The sequence below is a fragment of the Agromyces sp. MMS24-JH15 genome (assembly GCF_043518605.1).
In the GTDB taxonomy this organism is placed as follows: Bacteria; Actinomycetota; Actinomycetes; order Actinomycetales; family Microbacteriaceae; genus Agromyces.
Map to the genome: position 1 here is coordinate 2,736,491 of NZ_CP171358.1, position 17,574 is coordinate 2,754,064.

At 73.4% G+C, this 17,574-nt stretch carries 15 protein-coding genes; 14 read left to right on the forward strand and 1 reads right to left on the reverse strand.

The features are described from left to right. The first annotated feature begins 49 nt into the window (after positions 1 to 49). The 8 genes from ACDF64_RS12440 to ACDF64_RS12475 all read left to right on the forward strand — a co-directional run bounded on the left by ACDF64_RS12440 (position 50) and on the right by ACDF64_RS12475 (position 10,976). A complete protein-coding gene (locus ACDF64_RS12440) occupies positions 50 to 1,141 on the forward strand; it encodes a histidinol-phosphate transaminase (protein ID WP_394551671.1) in 1,092 nt (363 codons plus the stop codon). After that, positions 1,138 to 1,752: an imidazoleglycerol-phosphate dehydratase HisB gene (gene hisB / locus ACDF64_RS12445; protein ID WP_394551672.1), complete on the forward strand. Its 615-nt coding sequence runs from the start codon at positions 1,138 to 1,140 to the stop codon at positions 1,750 to 1,752. The genes ACDF64_RS12440 and hisB overlap by 4 nt, the downstream gene beginning before the upstream one ends. Beyond that, the gene (gene hisH, locus ACDF64_RS12450; RefSeq protein WP_394551673.1) at positions 1,749 to 2,387 is read left to right on the forward strand and encodes an imidazole glycerol phosphate synthase subunit HisH; all 639 of its coding nucleotides are present in this window, start codon (positions 1,749 to 1,751) and stop codon (positions 2,385 to 2,387) included. Before hisB ends, hisH begins: the two co-directional genes overlap by 4 nt. A 98-nt stretch (positions 2,388 to 2,485) precedes the next feature. Beyond that, positions 2,486 to 3,232: a bifunctional 1-(5-phosphoribosyl)-5-((5-phosphoribosylamino)methylideneamino)imidazole-4-carboxamide isomerase/phosphoribosylanthranilate isomerase PriA gene (gene priA / locus ACDF64_RS12455; protein ID WP_394551674.1), complete on the forward strand. Its 747-nt coding sequence runs from the start codon at positions 2,486 to 2,488 to the stop codon at positions 3,230 to 3,232. Continuing rightward, positions 3,216 to 4,070 (forward strand): SseB family protein, encoded by an 855-nt coding sequence (locus tag ACDF64_RS12460; RefSeq protein ID WP_394551675.1) that lies wholly within the window; start codon positions 3,216 to 3,218, stop codon positions 4,068 to 4,070. The genes priA and ACDF64_RS12460 overlap by 17 nt, the downstream gene beginning before the upstream one ends. A 66-nt stretch (positions 4,071 to 4,136) precedes the next feature. Continuing rightward, positions 4,137 to 5,522, forward strand: a complete 1,386-nt coding sequence (locus ACDF64_RS12465) for a pyridoxal phosphate-dependent decarboxylase family protein (RefSeq protein ID WP_394551676.1) — start codon at positions 4,137 to 4,139, stop codon at positions 5,520 to 5,522. A 110-nt stretch (positions 5,523 to 5,632) separates the two neighbouring features. After that, positions 5,633 to 10,204 carry an ATP-dependent helicase gene (locus ACDF64_RS12470; RefSeq protein ID WP_394551677.1) on the forward strand — a complete coding sequence of 1,524 codons (4,572 nt, stop codon included), beginning with the start codon at positions 5,633 to 5,635 and terminating at the stop codon, positions 10,202 to 10,204. After that, positions 10,197 to 10,976 carry a DNA-formamidopyrimidine glycosylase family protein gene (locus ACDF64_RS12475; protein ID WP_394551678.1) on the forward strand — a complete coding sequence of 260 codons (780 nt, stop codon included), beginning with the start codon at positions 10,197 to 10,199 and terminating at the stop codon, positions 10,974 to 10,976. Before ACDF64_RS12470 ends, ACDF64_RS12475 begins: the two co-directional genes overlap by 8 nt. A gap of 6 nt (positions 10,977 to 10,982) precedes the next feature. Here ACDF64_RS12475 and ACDF64_RS12480 read toward each other — a convergent pair whose 3' ends face one another. Continuing rightward, positions 10,983 to 11,408 (reverse strand): DUF1844 domain-containing protein, encoded by a 426-nt coding sequence (locus tag ACDF64_RS12480; protein WP_394551679.1) that lies wholly within the window; start codon positions 11,406 to 11,408, stop codon positions 10,983 to 10,985. Positions 11,409 to 11,635: 227 nt separating this feature from the next. Between ACDF64_RS12480 and infC the strand changes: the two genes are divergently transcribed. The 6 genes from infC (at position 11,636) to pheT (ending at position 17,547) form a co-directional block, all read left to right on the forward strand. Continuing rightward, entirely contained in the window at positions 11,636 to 12,265 is a 630-nt protein-coding gene (infC, locus tag ACDF64_RS12485; protein WP_394551680.1) for a translation initiation factor IF-3, read from the forward strand. Between the two features lie 73 nt (positions 12,266 to 12,338). Then, a complete protein-coding gene (rpmI, locus tag ACDF64_RS12490; protein ID WP_394551681.1) occupies positions 12,339 to 12,533 on the forward strand; it encodes a 50S ribosomal protein L35 in 195 nt (64 codons plus the stop codon). 31 nt (positions 12,534 to 12,564) lie between these two features. Beyond that, the gene (gene rplT / locus ACDF64_RS12495) at positions 12,565 to 12,951 is read left to right on the forward strand and encodes a 50S ribosomal protein L20 (protein ID WP_394551683.1); all 387 of its coding nucleotides are present in this window, start codon (positions 12,565 to 12,567) and stop codon (positions 12,949 to 12,951) included. 146 nt (positions 12,952 to 13,097) lie between these two features. Beyond that, entirely contained in the window at positions 13,098 to 13,898 is an 801-nt protein-coding gene (locus ACDF64_RS12500) for a TrmH family RNA methyltransferase (protein ID WP_394551684.1), read from the forward strand. A 66-nt stretch (positions 13,899 to 13,964) separates the two neighbouring features. Next, positions 13,965 to 15,017: a phenylalanine--tRNA ligase subunit alpha gene (gene pheS / locus ACDF64_RS12505; protein ID WP_394551685.1), complete on the forward strand. Its 1,053-nt coding sequence runs from the start codon at positions 13,965 to 13,967 to the stop codon at positions 15,015 to 15,017. Between the two features lie 4 nt (positions 15,018 to 15,021). Further along, the gene (gene pheT, locus ACDF64_RS12510) at positions 15,022 to 17,547 is read left to right on the forward strand and encodes a phenylalanine--tRNA ligase subunit beta (protein WP_394551686.1); all 2,526 of its coding nucleotides are present in this window, start codon (positions 15,022 to 15,024) and stop codon (positions 17,545 to 17,547) included. The last annotated feature ends 27 nt before the right edge of the window (positions 17,548 to 17,574 follow it).

Here is a 17,574-nt window from a genome sequence, read left to right on the forward strand (position 1 = left end):
GCGTGACCGCCGCGACTCGGCCGCCCGGTGCCGCCGTTAGCATGTTCGGGTGACGCACCTCGAAGACCTCCCCATCCGTGCGGACCTCCGCGGGAAGACGCCGTACGGCGCCCCGCAGGCGGTCGTGCCCGTCGCGCTCAACGTCAACGAGAACACGCATCCGATCCCCGAGGTCGTCGCCCACGACATCGTCGCCCGCGTCGCGGCGGCCGTCATCGGCGTGAACCGCTACCCCGATCGCGAGTTCACCGAGCTCCGGACCGCCCTGGCCGGCTACCTGGGACACGGGGTCCGGCCCGAGCAGGTGTGGGCGGCGAACGGGTCGAACGAGGTCCTCCAGCACGTCCTGCAGGCGTTCGGCGGGCCGGGTCGGACGGCGCTGGGCTTCGCGCCGACCTATTCCATGTACGGGCTGCTGGCCGCGGGCACCGGGACCGCGTGGGTGACTGCCGGCCGGGACGAGGCGTTCGAACTCTCGCCCGAGACGGCCGTGGCCGCCGTGCGCGAGCACGACCCCGACATCGTGCTGCTCTGCGCGCCGAACAACCCGACCGGCACCCCGCTGTCGCTCGAGACCGTGCGCGCGGTCGCCGACGCCGCGCGCGGCATCGTGGTCGTCGACGAGGCGTACATCGAGTTCGCCGATCCCGGCAGCGAGAGCGCGCTCACGCTGCTCGCCGGTCGCCCCAGGCTCGCGATCTCGCGCACCATGAGCAAGGCGTTCGCGTTCGCGGGAGCGCGGGTGGGCTACCTCGCCGCCGACCCCGCGCTGGTCGACGCGCTCCGGCTCGTCCGCCTGCCGTACCACCTCTCCGCGATCACGCAGGCGGCGGCCCTCGGCGCGCTCGCGCACGCTCGCGAGATGCTCGCGATGGTCGACGAGATCCGCGGGCAGCGCGAGCGGATCTCCGCCGAGCTCGAGCGGCTCGGATTCCGGCCGTACCGCAGCGGCGCGAACTTCGTGCTCTTCGGCGGCGTCGAGGACCCGCACGCGACGTTCGAGGCGCTGCTGGCCCGGGGCATCCTCATCCGCGACGTCGGGCTGCCCGGCAGCCTCCGCGTGACCGCGGGCACCGAGACCGAGACGACCGCCTTCCTCGAGGCGATGGCCGCATTCGCGCCGAATAGGATCGAAGCATGACCTCCCCGAGCGACCGGCGGGTCGCGCGCGTCCAGCGCGAGACGAGCGAGTCGAGCATCGACCTCACGGTCGACCTCGACGGCACCGGCACGAGCGACATCGAGACGGGCGTCCCGTTCTACGACCACCTGCTCACGGCGTTCGCGAAGCACTCGCTGACGGACCTCACGGTTCGCGCGCGCGGCGACATCGAGATCGACGTCCACCACACGGTCGAGGACGTGGGCATCGTGCTCGGCAAGGCCATCCGCGAGGCGCTCGGCGACAAGCACGGGATCTCCCGCTACGGCGACGCGCTCGTGCCGCTCGACGAGGCCCTCGCGCAGGCCGTCGTGGACATCTCGGGCCGCCCGTACCTCGTGCACTCGGGCGAGCCGGCCGGGTTCGAGTACCACCTGATCGGCGGGCACTTCACCGGGTCCATGGTGCGCCACGTGTTCGAGGCGATCACGTTCAACGCCGCGCTGACCGTGCACGTCACGGTGCTCGGCGGTCGCGACCCGCACCACATCGCGGAGGCGGAGTTCAAGGCGTTCGCGCGCGCGTTCCGCCAGGCCAAGGCGCTCGACCCGCTCGTGCGGGGCATCCCGTCGACCAAGGGCGCCCTGTGAGCGCTCGGCCGTCGGTGGTCGTGCTCGACTACGGCTCGGGCAACGTGCACTCGGCTGCGAAGGCGCTCGAGCGCGCGGGCGCCGACGTCGAGCTGACGAGTGACCGCACGGCGGCGCTCGAGGCCGACGGGCTCCTCGTCCCCGGGGTCGGCGCGTTCGCGGCCGTCATGGCGCAGCTCCGCGCTGTTCGCGGCGACGAGATCATCGACCGGCGGCTCGCCGGCGGGCGCCCCGTGCTCGGCGTCTGCGTCGGCATGCAGGTGCTCTTCGAACACGGCGTCGAGCGCGGTGTCGACACCGAGGGGCTCGGCGAGTGGCCGGGCACGGTCACCGAGCTCGCGAACCCGGTGCTCCCGCACATGGGCTGGAACACGGTGCGTTCCGACGCGGGGTCGGTCCTGTTCGACGGCATCGAGGACGAGCGCTTCTACTTCGTGCACTCGTACGGCGCCCAGGACTGGTCCCTCGAGGTCATGCCGCCGTTCCCCGCGCCGAGGCTCACGTGGGCCGACTACGGCGGCCCCTTCCTCGCCGCGGTCGAGAACGGGCCGCTGTCCGCGACGCAGTTCCACCCAGAGAAGTCCGCGGACGCGGGCATCCGCCTGCTCTCGAACTGGCTGGGATCCCTCGGCTGACGCCGCGCGTCGGCGTGGGAAACGGCACCACCGCGACCGGACTACGATGTTGTGACTGTGCCGAGTGCCGCGTGAGCGGCCCACAACCGAGGACAGTGATGAGCGAGTTCAACAAGACCCCCCGCCTGGTGCTCCTGCCGGCGGTCGACGTGGCCGAGGGCAAGGCCGTCCGCCTGACGAAGGGCGAGGCCGGCACCGAGACCAACTACGGGGACCCCGTCGACGCGGCCGTCGACTGGGCCGACCAGGGCGCCGAGTGGATCCACCTCGTCGACCTCGACGCCGCCTTCGGCCGGGGCTCGAACGCCGGCATCCTGAAGAAGGTCATCCGGCAGGTCCGCGGAGTGAACGTCGAGCTCTCCGGAGGCATCCGCGACGACGCCTCGCTCGAGCACGCGCTCGAGATCGGGGCGAAGCGGATCAACCTCGGTACCGCGGCCCTCGAGAACCCCGAATGGGCCGCCTCGGTCATCGCGCAGTACGGCGAGGCGATCGCGGTCGGCCTCGACGTGCGCGGCACGACGCTCGCGGCGCGCGGCTGGACCAAGGAGGGCGGCGACCTCTGGACCGTCATGGACCGCCTCGAGGAGGCCGGGGCCGCGCGCTACGTCGTCACCGACGTCACGAAGGACGGCACCCTGCAGGGCCCGAACGTCGACCTGCTCCGCCAGGTGATGGAGCGCACGCACCGCCCGGTCGTGGCTTCCGGCGGCATCTCGAGCCTCGACGACATCGCGGCGCTGCGCGAACTGGTGCCGCTGGGCCTCGAGGGCGCCATCGTGGGCAAGGCGCTGTACGCGGGCGCGTTCACGCTCGCCGAGGCGCTGGATGTCGCGTCCCACTGACGCTGCGAACGAGCCGGTGGATGACCCGGATCGTCCGTCCACGCACGCCGCACGCCCGCTGAGCGCCGGCGACCACCCGGGCCCCGCCGCGGACTCGGCCGGCCGGCCCTGGGCGGGTCGGGCGTTCGAGGCGAATCCGCACGCCGCGGACGACGGGAGCGCGCCGCCCGAGCTTGCCGCGGCGATCGCCCGATTCCGTTCGGGCGACGGCGGGCAGGCGGACGTCGTCGCGGCGTTCTCGGCCGCCCGGCTGCTGATCCCGCTGCTCGCCGAACTCGGCGCCGGAGGCGCGGAGACGGGCGCGCACGGGCTCGCGGTCGACAAGAGCCAGGAGCTCTCGATCGTCACGGTCGCCGGCCCGGACGGGCGCCGCGTGCTGCCCGTGTTCTCGTCGGTCGCCGCGATGTCGGCGTGGAATCCGTCCGCCCGCCCGGTGCCCGCCGACGGGATCCGCGTCGCGCTCGCGGCCGCCGACGACGGCACGGACCTCGTGGTGCTCGATCCGGGGTCGACCGGCGAGTTCGTGCTGCGGCGCCCGGCCGTCTGGTCGGTCGCGCAGTCCCGTCCGTGGCGCCCGCCGTTCGAGTCCGACGAGGTCGTGGCGGCGTTCGCGCGGTCCGTCGACTCCGAGCTCGCGGTCCTCGGCGTCGACCTGCTCGGCGGCGACCCCGACGCGCGGCTCGCGGGCCCCGAACTCGTCGTCCGGCTCCGGCTCGTCGCCGGCCTCACGCGCGAGGAGCTGGACGCGATCACCGCGCGCCTCGCGCGACGCTGGGCGGCCGACGACGTCATCGCGACCGCGGTCGACTCGCTCACGGTGCGGCTGATCGCGGGCTGAGGCATCCGTTGCCGTGCTCGCGCCAGCGGCGGATGATGGGGGACGAACGGTGCGAGGGAGCCCACGATGCCCGATGACGAGTACACCGAGGTCCTGACGATCGCCGACCGGCACGCGCGCGAGTGGTTGAACTCGGTCGCCGAACGGCCGATCGCCGCGTCGGCGACGCCCGAGGAGGTCCAGGCGGCGCTCGGCGTCGAGCTCGCCGACGAAGGCCGCGACCCCGCCGACGTCGTCGACGCGCTCGCCGAGGCCATCGAACCCGGGCTCATCGCCATGTCGTCGCCCCGCTTCTACGGCTTCGTGATCGGCGGAATCCATCCGGCCGCGCTCGGCGCCGACTGGCTCGTCTCGGCGTGGGACCAGAACACGGGATCGCGCCTCCCGACGCCCGGTGCCGCCGCGGTCGAGGAACTGGCGGCGCGATGGCTGCTCGACGTGCTCGGGCTGCCGGCGGCAAGCGGCGTCGGCTTCGTCACGGGCGGCACCACCGCGAACCTCTCGTGCGTCCTCGCCGCGCGCGGCCACGTGCTGCGCCGTGCGGGGTGGGATGTCGAGCGCGACGGGCTGCACGGCGCGCCGCGCGTGCGGTTCCTCGCGGGGGATTCGGTGCACAGTTCGATGGTGCTGGCCGGGCGGATGGCCGGGCTGGGTGCGCCGCGCACCGTCGGCGCCGACCACGAGGGGCGCATCGACGTCGACGGGCTCGCACGTGCGCTCGCCGAGGGCGAGGGGCCGGCCATCGTCGCGCTGCAGGCGGGCGACGTGCACTCGGGCGCCTTCGACGACTTCCGTGCGGCGATCGCGATCGCGCACGACGCGGGCGCGTGGGTGCACGTCGACGGCGCGTTCGGGCTGTGGGCCGGCGCGAGCCCGTCGCTCCGGCACCTGGTCGCCGGCTACGAGGCGGCGGATTCGTGGGCGACCGACGCGCACAAGACGCTCAACGTGCCGTACGACTGCGGCATCGCGATCGTCGCCGACGAGACCGCGATGACGTCCGCGCTCGGCGCGCACGCGGCGTACCTCCCGCTGCCCGGTGCCGTCGCCGACCCCTACGACCACACGCCCGAGCTCTCCCGGCGGGCACGCGGCATCCCGGTCTGGGCGACGCTCCGGTCGCTCGGGCGGAGCGGGGTCGCGGACCTCGTCGACGGGCTCGCGGCGGCCGCGCGCGGTCTGGCCGACGGGCTCGCCCGCGTGCCGGGGCTCGAGGTGGTGAACGACGTGGCCTTCACGCAGGTGTGCGTCGCCGCCGAGGGCGACGAGCGGACCACCGCGCTCGCCGACGGACTGCTCGCCGACGGCGTGGTCTGGGCGTCGCCCTCGCGCTGGCACGATCGCGCGGTCGTCCGGTTCGCGGTGAGCAATCGGGGCACGGATGCCACGGCGGTGAGCCGCACGATCGACGCCGTCGAACGCGTGCGCGCGGAACTCGCGGCGCGCGGCTGACGCCCGGGCGCGGGCGGGGCTGGGGCCGGGGCTCGCGGCCGGGACCCGCGGGCCGGCGTCGCCGGCGGATCGGCCGACGCGTTGTCGGCGGATCGCGGCAGGATGGGGGGATGGGCAGTCCGCTCGACGCGTTCTCCGAACCCACGCGCGCGTGGTTCGCCGAGGCGTTCCACGCGCCGACGGCCGTGCAGGGCGCCGCGTGGACCGCGATCGGCAGCGGAGCGCACGCGCTCGTGGTCGCGCCGACGGGCTCGGGCAAGACGCTCTCGGCGTTCCTGTCGGCGATCGATCGACTGCACGCCGAGCCGCCGCCGACCGAGCCCGGCACCCGGGTCCTGTACCTCTCGCCGTTGAAGGCGCTCGGTGTCGACGTCGAGCGGAACCTGCGTGCACCCCTCACCGGGATCGCCCGGGTCTCGGAGCGGCTCGGCGTCGAACCCCCGCACGTGAGCGTCGGCGTCCGCTCGGGCGACACGCCGTCGGGTGAGCGCCGGGCGCTGCTGCGAACGCCTCCCGACATCCTCATCACGACGCCGGAGTCGCTGTTCCTCATGCTGACCTCGCAGGCGCGTGACACGCTCCGAACGGTCGAGACCGTCATCGTGGACGAGATCCACGCCGTCGCGGGCACCAAGCGCGGCGCACACCTGGCGGTGTCGCTCGAACGACTCGACGCCCTCCTCCCGAAGCCCGCGCAACGCATCGGCCTGTCGGCGACCGTCCGCCCGGTCGAGGAGGTCGCGCGCTTCCTGTGCGCGAGCGCACCCGTGCAGGTGGTCGCGCCGCCGACCGAGAAGCGGTTCGACCTGCGGGTCGTCGTCCCGGTCGAGGACATGTCGCAGCTGCCGGCGAGCGACGACGCGACCGGGTCGATCTGGCCGCACGTCGAGGAGGCCATCCTCGACGAGGTCATGCAGAACCGGTCCTCGATCGTGTTCGCGAACTCGCGCCGGCTCGCCGAACGGCTGACGGCTCGGTTGAACGAGCTCAGCCTCGAGTCGGCCGAGCGCGACGCGCTCGTGGTGGCGGCAGCGAGCGCCGGGCCGCCGGCCGCGGTCATGGCGCAGTCCGGGAGCACAGCCGGCGCGCCGTCCGTGCTCGCACGCGCGCACCACGGGTCGGTCAGCAAGGAGCAGCGCGCCGAGATCGAGGACGACCTGAAGAGCGGCCGACTGCGCTGCGTCGTCGCGACGTCGAGCCTCGAGCTCGGCATCGACATGGGCGCGGTCGACCTCGTCGTGCAGGTCGAGGCCCCGCCGTCCGTCGCGAGCGGGCTGCAGCGGCTCGGGCGTGCCGGCCATCAGGTCGGCGAGGTGTCCAGGGGCGCGGTCTACCCGAAGCAGCGTGCCGACCTCGTGCACGCGGCGGTCACGGCCGAGCGGATGCTCTCCGGCGCGATCGAGACCCTCCGCGTGCCGGCGAATCCGCTCGACATCCTCGCCCAGCAGACCGTCGCAGCGGCCGCGGTCGACCCGCTCGACGTCGACGGATGGTTCGAGCTCGTGCGCCGGTCGGCGCCGTTCGCGACGCTGCCGCGGTCGGCGTTCGAGGCGACGCTCGACCTGCTCGCGGGCCGCTACCCCTCGGACCGCTTCGGGGAGCTGCGCCCACGGCTCGTCTGGGATCGCGAGGCGGGCACGCTCACCGGTCGGCCCGGTGCGCAGCGGCTCGCGGTCACGAGCGGCGGCACCATCCCGGACCGCGGCATGTTCGGCGTGTTCCTCGTCGGCGGCGACGAGACGGCGGGCCGGCGCGTCGGCGAACTCGACGAGGAGATGGTCTACGAGTCGCGCGTCGGAGACGTCTTCGCGCTCGGCACGACGAGCTGGCGCATCCAGGAGATCACCTTCGACCGGGTGAACGTCGTGCCGGCCTTCGGGCAGCCCGGCCGGGTCCCGTTCTGGAAGGGCGACGCGCTCGGTCGGCCCGTCGAGCTCGGTCGCGCGCTCGGCGCGTTCATGCGCGAGACGAACGGTGCGGCCGACGGCGAGGCGCGGGAGCGGCTCGCGGCAGCGGGGCTCGACGAGCGCGCCGCGACCAACCTGCTGGCGTTCCTCGCGGACCAGGCCAGGGCGACCGGACACCTGCCGACCGATCGCACCCTCGTGGTCGAGCGCACGCGCGACGAGCTCGGCGACTGGCGGATCATCCTGCATTCGCCGTTCGGGATGCCCGTGCACGCACCTTGGGCGCTCGCGGTCGCCGCGCGCGTCCGCGAACGGCACGGCGTCGACGGCGCCGCGGTCGCGGCCGACGACGGCATCATCGTGCGGATCCCGGACGCAGGTGCGGACCCGCCGGGCGCCGACCTGTTCGTCTTCGAGCCCGACGAGCTCGAGCAGCTCGTGACCGAGGAGGTCAGCGGGTCGGCCCTGTTCGCGAGCCGCTTCCGCGAATGCGCCGCGCGCGCGCTGCTGCTGCCGCAGTACCGGCCGGGGCGGCGGTCGCCCCTCTGGCAGCAGCGACAGCGCGCCGCGCAGCTGCTCGAGGTCGCGAGCGCGTTCCCCACCTTCCCGATCGTCCTCGAGACCGTGCGCGAGGTGCTGCAGGACGTGTACGACGTGCCCGCACTCATCGACCTCGCACGCGCGATCGACGGCCGGCGCATCCGGCTGCAGGAGACGACGACCGAGGTCCCGAGCCCGTTCGCGAGCGCACTGCTGTTCGGGTACGTCGGTGCGTTCATGTACGAAGGCGACTCGCCGCTCGCCGAACGACGCGCCGCGGCGCTCGCGATCGACTCGGCGCTCCTCGGCGAGCTGCTCGGCCGGGTCGAGCTGCGGGAACTGCTCGATCCGGGCGTGATCGAGCAGACCGAGCGCGAACTGCAGCGCACCGCGGAGGATCGCCGGGCGCGCGGGGTCGAGGGCGTCGCCGACCTGCTCGCCGGGCTCGGGCCGCTCCTCGACGAGGAGATCGCGGCACGCGTGACCCCGGACACCGACGCCGCCGACGCCGTCGCCGAGCTCGTCCGGTCGCGCCGCGCGGTGCGCGTCGGCGTCGCCGGACGGACCCGGGTGGCGGCCGTCGAGGACGTGGGGCGCCTCCGCGACGCACTCGGCGTGCCCGTCCCGCCCGGCGTCGCGGTCGCGTTCGCCGAGCACGTGGCCGACCCGCTCGGCGACCTGGTGGCGCGGTACGCGCGGACCCGCGGTCCGTTCGCGGTGGAGGAGCTCGCCGACCGCTTCGGCATCGGCGTCGCCGTCGCGCGCGCAGCCCTCCGCAGGCTCGCCGACGAACGGCGCGTGGTCGAGGGCGAGTTCCGTCCGCACGGGACCGGCCCCGAGTGGTGCGACGCCGAGGTGCTCCGACGACTCCGACGGCGATCCCTCGCCGCGCTCCGACACGAGGTCGAGCCCGTTCCGCAGCGAGCGTTCGCGCGGTTCCTGCCCGAGTGGCAGCACGTCGGACGACCGTTGCGGGGCATCGACGGCGTGCTCGGCGCGATCGAGCAGCTCGAGGGCGCACGGCTGCCCGCGTCGGCGTGGGAGTCGCTCGTGCTCCCGGCGCGCGTGTCCGACTACAGCCCGGCGATGCTCGACGAGCTCATGTCGGGCGGCGAGGTGCTGTGGTCGGGTGCGGGCGCGCTCGCGGGCGACGACGGCTGGATCACGCTCCACCTCGCGGAATCCGCCCCGCTCACCCTGCCCGCATCGGCCGACGTCGAGACCACCGCGCTGCAGCGCGACGTGCTCGTCGCGCTCGGGGGCGGGGGAGCATTCTTCTTCCGGCAGCTCGCCGACGCGCTCGGCCGATTCGGCGACGCGAGCGGCGCGGGCACGGCGGTCGACGATGCCGACCTGGTCGAGGCGCTGTGGGGGCTCGCGTGGGCGGGCCTCGTCACGAACGACACCTTCGCGCCGGTGCGCGCGCTCATCGCAGGGGGCCGGAGTGCGCACCGCGCGCCTCGATCGGCGCCGCGGTCGAGGATGCTCCGCAGCCGCGCCCTGCCGCGGCCCACGATGCCGAGCCGCACGGGCCCGCCGTCGGTCGCGGGCCGATGGTCGATCCTCCCCGTCGCCGACGACGACGCGACGCGTCGCGCGCACGCCCTCGGCGAGACCCTGCTCGATCGCTACGGCGTGGTCACGCGCGGAACGGCCGTCGCCGAGGGAATCGTGGGCGGATTCGCGCTCGCGTACCGGACGTTGCGCGGGTTCGAGGAGTCGGGTCGGGCCCGACGCGGCTACTTCATCGAACGGCTCGGCGCCGCCCAGTTCGCCGCGCCCGGCGCGGTCGACCGCCTGCGTTCCTTCGCCGACGGGGATGAACGCGCGCGCACCGACGCGGCGCGGCGAACGGATGCCCCGTCGATCCTGGTGCTCGCCGCGACGGATCCCGCGAACGCGTACGGCGCCGCGCTCGCGTGGCCGGATCCGCCGGGGGAGAGCGCGCACCGGGCGGCCCGGAAGGCCGGCGCGCTCGTGGTGATCGCCGACGGCGACCTGGTGCTCTACGTGGAGCGCGGCGGGAAGACCGTGCTCGCGTACTCCGACGACGCCGAGGTCCTCGCGGGGGCCGCCGCGGCGCTCGCGGGCGTCGTGACGTCGGGGCGGGTGCGGCGCCTCGCGGTCGAGTCGGCGAACGGTGCGTTCGTACTCGGGGCGCCGCTCGGCGCGGCGTTGCGTGCGGCCGGGTTCGGCGAGACGCCGCGCGGGCTCCGATTGGCGGGTCGTGCCTGAGGGGGACACCGTCTTCCAGACGGCGGCGCGTCTGCGGGCGGCGCTCGCGGGCGAGGTGCTGACGCGGACCGACTTCCGCGTCCCGGCGTTCGCGACGGTCGACCTCGCGGGGCGCACCGTCGACGAGGTCCGTGCGCGCGGCAAGCACCTGCTGATCCGCGCGGGCGAGGCGACGATCCACTCCCACCTGCGGATGGAGGGCTCGTGGCGCGTGTTCCGACCGGGCGAGCGATGGAGCCGACCGGCACACCTCGCACGCGCGGTGCTCGAGACGCGGCGCGCGGTCGCGGTCGGGTTCGAGCTCGGCATCCTGGACGTCGTCCCGCGCGACGAGGAGGACCGGGTCGTCGGCCACCTCGGGCCCGACCTCCTCGGGCCCGACTGGGACGTGGCGGAGGCGGTTCGGCGCCTGATCGCCGACCCCGGCATCCCGTTCGCGGTCGCCGTGCTCGACCAGCGGAACCTCGCGGGCCTCGGCAACGTCTACGCGAACGAGCTCGGATTCCTCCGGGGCATCCGGCCCGACCGCCCCATCGGCGAGGTGCCCGACCCCGCGTCCGTGGTCGACTTGGCGCGCCGCCTCATCGTCGCGAATCGCGACCGCGTCGCGCGCGTGACGACCGGCGTGGATCGCCGCGGCGAACGGCTCTGGGTGTACGGGCGGGCCGGCGAGCCGTGCCGGCGTTGCGGCACGCGCATCGAGCGGGGCGAGCTCGGGCGCGTCGACGGCGAGGAGCGGATCACCTTCCGGTGCCCGAACTGCCAGCTGTGAGGCCGGTCAGGTGACCGGTCCGGTCCACTTCTCGCCGGGGCCCTGCCCGATCGCGTCGGGGATGACCGATGCCTCGCGGAAGGCGAGCTGGAGGGACCGCAGTCCGTCGCGGAGCGAGCGGGCGTGCATGTCGCTGATCTCGGGCGCGCCGGCGGTGATCAGCCCGGCGAGGGCGTTGATCAGCTTGCGGGCCTCGTCGAGGTCGGTCTGCGTCTCCGGGTCGTCGGCGAGGCCGACCTTCACGGCGGCCGCGCTCATGAGGTGCACCGCCGCGGTCGTGATGACCTCGACGGCGGCGACCTCGGCGATGTCGCGGGTCGCATCGGCGACCGCGCGCTCCTGGTCCGCGTGGTGGTCGCCCGGGGCGTCGCCGACGTGCTCCTCCCCGTGCTCGTCGATGATGGGCTCGACCGAATTCCTGCTCACTGACATCCTCTGATAGACTTACGCGGTCCGGGGCTCGTCCCCGGCGCGAAAGTGGAGATTCTCCCACCCGCGTTGACCGCTTCATCAAGGTTACCGGGTTGAACGCCCTCCGCTTCATCGGCCGCAACGGCCGTGGAGTAGACAGGGGGCCGCAGGACCGCACGGTGTGATTCCGTGCAGCGTGCGTGGATCTTCGCTCTCGGAACGATGGGCGGCATCCGGTCTCCCATCGAGTGAAGAAGCTTGAGCAGAGGAGTACACGCATCAGCGATCCGCGTACCAACGACCGTATCCGCGTCCCCGAGGTCCGCCTCGTGGGGCCTGGCGGAGAGCAGGTCGGCGTCGTGAAGATCGAGGTGGCCTTGCGCCTCGCGCAGGAGGCAGACCTCGACCTCGTCGAAGTCGCGCCGAACTCGCGTCCGCCGGTCGTCAAGATCATGGACTACGGCAAGTACAAGTACGAGGCTGCGCAGAAGGCGAAGGAAGCCCGGCGCAACCAGGCGAACACCATCCTCAAGGAGGTTCGCTTCCGCCTCAAGATCGACAAGCACGACTACGAGACCAAGTTGAAGCGCGCCGTCGGCTTCCTGAAGGCCGGCGACAAGGTGAAGGCGATGATCCTCTTCCGGGGTCGCGAGCAGTCGCGTCCCGAGATGGGCGTCCGTCTCCTGCAGCGCTTCGCCGAGGACGTGGCGGAGTTCGGCAACGTCGAGCACAACCCCACGATCGACGGCCGCAACATGGTCATGGTCATCGCTCCTCTGAAGAACAAGTCCGAGGCCAAGGCCGAGGCGAATGCACAGCGTGCTGCGGCGAGGACCCGGCCCGAGACGGATGTCCCGGCCGAGTCCGAGGCGCAGTAGGGCGCACCCTCGCGGGGCGCCGCCCGAAACCCCGTCCGCCATCCGTGGCGGCAGATCCAAGGAGATACACGAGATGCCGAAGCAGAAGACCCACTCCGGGTCCAAGAAGCGCTTCAAGATCACCGGTACCGGCAAGCTCAAGAAGCAGCAGGCCGGCATGCGCCACAACCTCGAGGGCAAGTCCTCGGTGCGGACCCGTCGCCTCAACGCGGACAAGGTCCTGTCGGCGCCCGACGCCAAGGTCGTCAAGAAGCTCCTCGGCCGCTGAGCGGCCAGACCCGTAAGGAAGAAACAGAGTCATGGCAAGAGTGAAGAGGGCGGTCAACGCCCACAAGAAGCGTCGGGTCATTCTCGAGCGCGCCGAGGGCTACCGCGGTCAGCGGTCGCGCCTCTACCGCAAGGCGAAGGAGCAGGTCACCCACTCCCTCGTCTACTCGTACAACGACCGTCGCAAGCGCAAGGGCGACTTCCGTCGCCTCTGGATCCAGCGCATCAACGCTGCGGCCCGTGCGAACGGCCTCACGTACAACCGCCTCATCCAGGGCCTGAACCTGGCCGGCATCGAGGTCGACCGTCGCATCCTCGCCGAGCTCGCCGTGAACGAGTCGGCGACCTTCGCGGCGCTCGTCGAGACCGCCAAGAAGGCGCTTCCGGCCGACACCTCGGCCCCGAAGACCGCGGCGTAGTCCGTTTCGGCATCGAAGGCCCCGTCACCTCCTCGGAGGCGGCGGGGCCTTCGTCGTGTCCGGCGGAGCGTTCGCGTCGCGGTGACGCGGGCGCGACGGCCTCGGGATGCCCGGGCCGGGACATCCTCGCCTCCTAGACTTGCTGCATGCTCGAGAACCCCCGCTCGCCTCGCGTCCGCGCGGTCGCGAAGCTCGCGAAGAAGCCCGCCCGCGCCGAGAGCGCGCTCTTCCTCCTCGAGGGGCCGCAGGCCGTGTCGGAGGCGCTCCGGTTCCGCCCCGAACTCGTCATCGAGCTGTTCGCGACGCCGACCGCGCTGGAGCGGCATCCGGAGATCGCGCAGGCCGTCCAGAACGCCGAGGTCGAGCTCGAGTTCGTCACCGAGCAGGTGCTCGAGGCCATGGCCGACACGGTCACCCCGCAGGGGTTCGTCTCGGTCTGCCGCCAGTTCCCGACCGCGCTGAAGGACGTGTTCGCGGCGAAGCCGAAGCTCGTCGCGATCCTCGAGGAGGTTCGCGACCCGGGCAACGCCGGCACGATCGTCCGCGCGGCCGACGCGGCCGGCGCCGATGCCGTGATCTTCTCGGGGCGGGCCGTCGACCTCTACAACCCGAAGGTCGTGCGCTCCTCGACGGGCTCGATCTTCCACCTGCCCGTCGCGGTCGACGCCGACCTCGAGGACGTGCTGACCCGCGCGCGCGAGGCCGGGCTCACGGTGCTCGCCGCCGACGTCAAGGGCGAGGACCTCCTCGCGGTCCGCACCGAGGGGCTGCTCGCCCAGCCGACGGCCTGGCTCTTCGGCAACGAGGCGCGGGGCCTCACGGACGAGCAGTTCGCGCTCGCGGATCGCGCGGTGACGGTCCCGATCTACGGCCACGCGGAGTCGATGAACCTCGCGACCGCGGCGTCCGTCTGCCTCTACGAGAGCGCGTTCGCCCAGCGCTCCTGAACCCCCGTTCGGCGAGGCGGATACGCAGTCGGATCCCGCGCGCCCACGCCGGTAGACTCGTTCCTCGTGCCAGAGCCCACTCCCGATCCCACCGAGATCACCGAGTCCGCGGTCGACGCGGCCGTCGAGGCGGCGCTCGCCGCGATCGACGCCGCGGGCGACTCCGCCGCGCTGAAGCAGGTCCGCAGCGAGCACACGGGGGAGAAGTCGACCCTCGCGAAGCTCAACGCACTGCTGCGCGACGTCCCGAACGAGCAGAAGGCCGCGTTCGGCAAGCTCGTCGGCGCCGCCCGCGGCCGCGTGAACCAGGCGTTCGCCGCGCGCGAGGACGCGATCGTCGCGGCCGAGGCCGCCGCGAGGCTCGAGGCCGAGGCGGTCGACGTCACGGCCCTGCCCGCGCGCTACCGCGCCGGGGCGAGGCATCCGCTCACCCTGCTCCAGGACCGCGTCTGCGATGTCTTCACCGGCATGGGCTGGGAGATCGCGGAGGGTCCCGAGGTCGAGAGCGAGTGGTACAACTTCGACGCGCTGAACTTCGACCCCGACCACCCCGCGCGCGCCATGCAGGACACGTTCTTCGTCGACCCGCCCGAGTCGCACCTCGTGCTGCGCACGCACACGAGCCCGGTGCAGATCCGCTCGATGCTCGAGCGCGAGGTGCCGATCTACGTGCTCGCACCCGGCCGCGTCTACCGCACCGACGAGTTCGACGCGACGCACCTGCCCGTCTTCATGCAGTTCGAGGGCCTCGCCGTCGACAAGGGCCTGACGATGGCGCACCTCAAGGGCACGCTCGACCACTTCGTGAAGTCGATCTTCGGCGACGAGGCGCAGATCCGCCTCCGCCCGAGCTACTTCCCGTTCACCGAGCCGAGCGCCGAGCTCGACTTCTGGCACCCGACCTTCAAGGGCGGCGCGCGCTGGATCGAGTGGGGCGGCTGCGGCATGGTGCACCCGAACGTGCTCCGCTCCGCGGGCATCGACCCCGAGGTCTACACGGGCTTCGCCTTCGGCATGGGCATCGAGCGCGGGCTCATGCTCCGCAACGACGTCAAGGACATGCGCGACATGGCCGACGGGGACATCCGCTTCTCCCAGCAGTTCGGAATGGTGGTCTAGGAACATGCGCGTACCGCTCAGCTGGCTCGCCGAATACGTCGAGCTCGTCCCGGGCACGACCCCGGAGGACGTGCACGCCGCCCTCGTGAAGGTCGGCCTCGAGGAGGAGGACGTCCACACGTTCGAGCTCTCGGGCCCGATCGTCGTGGGCGAGGTCCTCGAGTTCGTCGAGGAGCCGCAGTCCAACGGCAAGACCATCCGCTGGTGCCGGGTGCGGGTCGCACCCGACGGCGAGCAGGCCGCCGACGGCGGCGACGCCGTGCACGGCATCGTCTGCGGCGCCCGGAACTTCCTCGTCGGCGACAAGGTCGTCGTGACCCTGCCCGGCGCCGTGCTGCCGGGCCCGTTCCCGATCGCCGCCCGCAAGACCTACGGGCACGTGTCCGACGGCATGATCGCCTCGGCGCGCGAGCTCGGCCTCGGTGAGGACCATGACGGCATCCTCCGCCTCTCGACGATCGGCGTGGACGCGCCGGTGGGCGCCGACGCGATCGCGCTGCTCGGCCTGAACGACGCGGCCGTCGAGATCAACGTCACGCCGGACCGCGGCTACGCGTTCTCGATCCGCGGCGTGGCGCGCGAGTACGCCCACGCGACGGGCGCGCGGTTCCGCGACCCGGTGCTCCAGTCGTCGCCGGCGGATGCCTCGGGCGAGGCGTTCCCCGTCGAGATCCGCGACGAGGCGCCGATCCGCGGCCGAGTCGGATCGGCGGTGTTCGCGACGCGCATCGTGCGCGACGTCGACCCGACCCGGCCGTCGCCGCCGTGGATGGTCGCGCGCCTGAAGCTCGCGGGCATCCGTTCGGTATCGCTCCTGGTCGACATCACCAACTACGTGATGCTCGAGTTCGGCCAGCCGATCCACGGCTACGACCTCGACCTCGTGCGCGGCGGCCTCGTGGTGCGCCGGGCGGAGGCGGGCGAGACCCTCACGACGCTCGACGGCAAGGAGCGCGAGCTCCACCCGGAGGACCTCGTCGTCACCGACGACCGCGGCCCGATCGGGCTCGGCGGCGTCATGGGCGGCGCCGACACCGAGATGGGCGAGCAGACCCGGAACGTGCTCGTCGAGGCCGCGAACTGGGACCCGGTGTCCGTCGCGCGGACGGTCCGTCGGCACAAGCTCCCGAGCGAGGCGGCCAAGCGCTACGAGCGCGGCGTCGACCCCGACATCGCCGCCGCCGCGGTCACTCGCGTGGCCCAGCTCATGGAGGACCTCGCGGGCGGCACGGCCGACGCGACCGGGTCCCTCATCCAGGAGACGCCCGCGCGGGACGCGATCCGGCTTCCCGACGGCTTCGTGTCGGGCCTGACCGGGGTCGACTACACGGCGGAGGAGATCCGGGGCGCGCTCGCCGAGATCGGCGCCGACGTGACGGAGGTCGACGGCGGCCTGGCGGTCGTCCCGCCGACGTGGCGCCCCGACCTCACCGGCAAGGCGGACCTGGCCGAGGAGGTCGCCCGACTGGTCGGCTACCACCGGATCCCGTCGATCCTTCCCGTCGCCCCGCCCGGACGCGGACTCACGCGGTCGCAGCGGATCCGCCGGCGCGTCGCCGACGCGCTCGCCGCCGCCGGCTCGACCGAGGTGCTCGCGTTCCCGTTCGTCACGGCCGAGGAGAACGCGACCTACGGCAGCGTCGACGGCTCGCCCGTGGCATCCGTGAAGCTCGCGAACGCGCTCGACGCGTCGACGCCGTTCCTGCGCCGATCGCTGCTGCCCGGCCTGATCGGCGTCGCGCGGCGCAACCTGTCCCGCGGACTCACCGACCTGGACGTGTTCGAGATCGGCACGGTGTTCACGCCCGAGTCCGGACGCGCCTACGGCGCAGCCGAACTGCCTCCGGGCGCAGCCCGCCCCGAGCCCGCGACGCTCGAGGCCCTCGACGACGGCATCCCGCCGCAGCCCCGTCACGTCGCCCTGCTCCGGCTCGGCGACCAGGTCGCGAAGCAGCCCGGCCACGCGCCGCGTGCCACCGGGATCGCGGACGTGCTCGACGGGGTCCGCGTGCTCGCGCTCGCCGCGGGTGCCGAGCTCGAGGTCGTCCAGGGCCGCCACCACGCGCTCCACCCGGGACGGACGGCCGAGCTGCGGGTCGCGGGCGAGGTCGTCGGGTACGCCGGCGAGCTGCACCCGACCCTCGCGGAGGATTCCGACCTGCCCCGCGTCGTGGCGGTCGCCGAGCTCGATCTCGATCGCGTGATCGCGCTCGCGCAGCCGGGTGTCGAGGCGACGCCGATCGGCACGTTCCCCGCCGCGACGCAGGACCTCTCGCTCGTCGTCGCCGAGGGCACGCCCGCCGGCGAGGTGGCCGCCGCGGTCCGCGAGGGCGCGGGCGAGCTGCTCGAGCACGTCGCGATCGTCGACGACTACCGCGGTTCGGGCGTGGGCGCGGGCTCGAAGAGCCTGACGTTCGCGCTGCGGTTCCGCGCATCCGACCGGACGCTCACCGCCGCCGAAGCGAGCGAGGCCAAGCTCGCGGGTTCGGCGCTCGCCGCCGCGCGGTTCGGGGCGGCGATCCGCGAGTGACGGGTCGCGGGCGCACCACGTGCGCCC

Coding starts and splice junctions, on each gene's coding strand:
- rplT (WP_394551683.1), top strand. CDS start 12,565: ATGGCAAGAGTGAAGAGGGCGGTCAACGCCCACAAGAAGCGTCGGGTC.
- ACDF64_RS12460 (WP_394551675.1), top strand. CDS start 3,216: ATGTCGCGTCCCACTGACGCTGCGAACGAGCCGGTGGATGACCCGGAT.
- hisB (WP_394551672.1), top strand. CDS start 1,138: ATGACCTCCCCGAGCGACCGGCGGGTCGCGCGCGTCCAGCGCGAGACG.
- priA (WP_394551674.1), top strand. CDS start 2,486: ATGAGCGAGTTCAACAAGACCCCCCGCCTGGTGCTCCTGCCGGCGGTC.
- rpmI (WP_394551681.1), top strand. CDS start 12,339: ATGCCGAAGCAGAAGACCCACTCCGGGTCCAAGAAGCGCTTCAAGATC.
- pheT (WP_394551686.1), top strand. CDS start 15,022: ATGCGCGTACCGCTCAGCTGGCTCGCCGAATACGTCGAGCTCGTCCCG.
- ACDF64_RS12465 (WP_394551676.1), top strand. CDS start 4,137: ATGCCCGATGACGAGTACACCGAGGTCCTGACGATCGCCGACCGGCAC.
- ACDF64_RS12480 (WP_394551679.1), bottom strand. CDS start 11,408: ATGTCAGTGAGCAGGAATTCGGTCGAGCCCATCATCGACGAGCACGGG.
- ACDF64_RS12470 (WP_394551677.1), top strand. CDS start 5,633: ATGGGCAGTCCGCTCGACGCGTTCTCCGAACCCACGCGCGCGTGGTTC.
- ACDF64_RS12500 (WP_394551684.1), top strand. CDS start 13,098: ATGCTCGAGAACCCCCGCTCGCCTCGCGTCCGCGCGGTCGCGAAGCTC.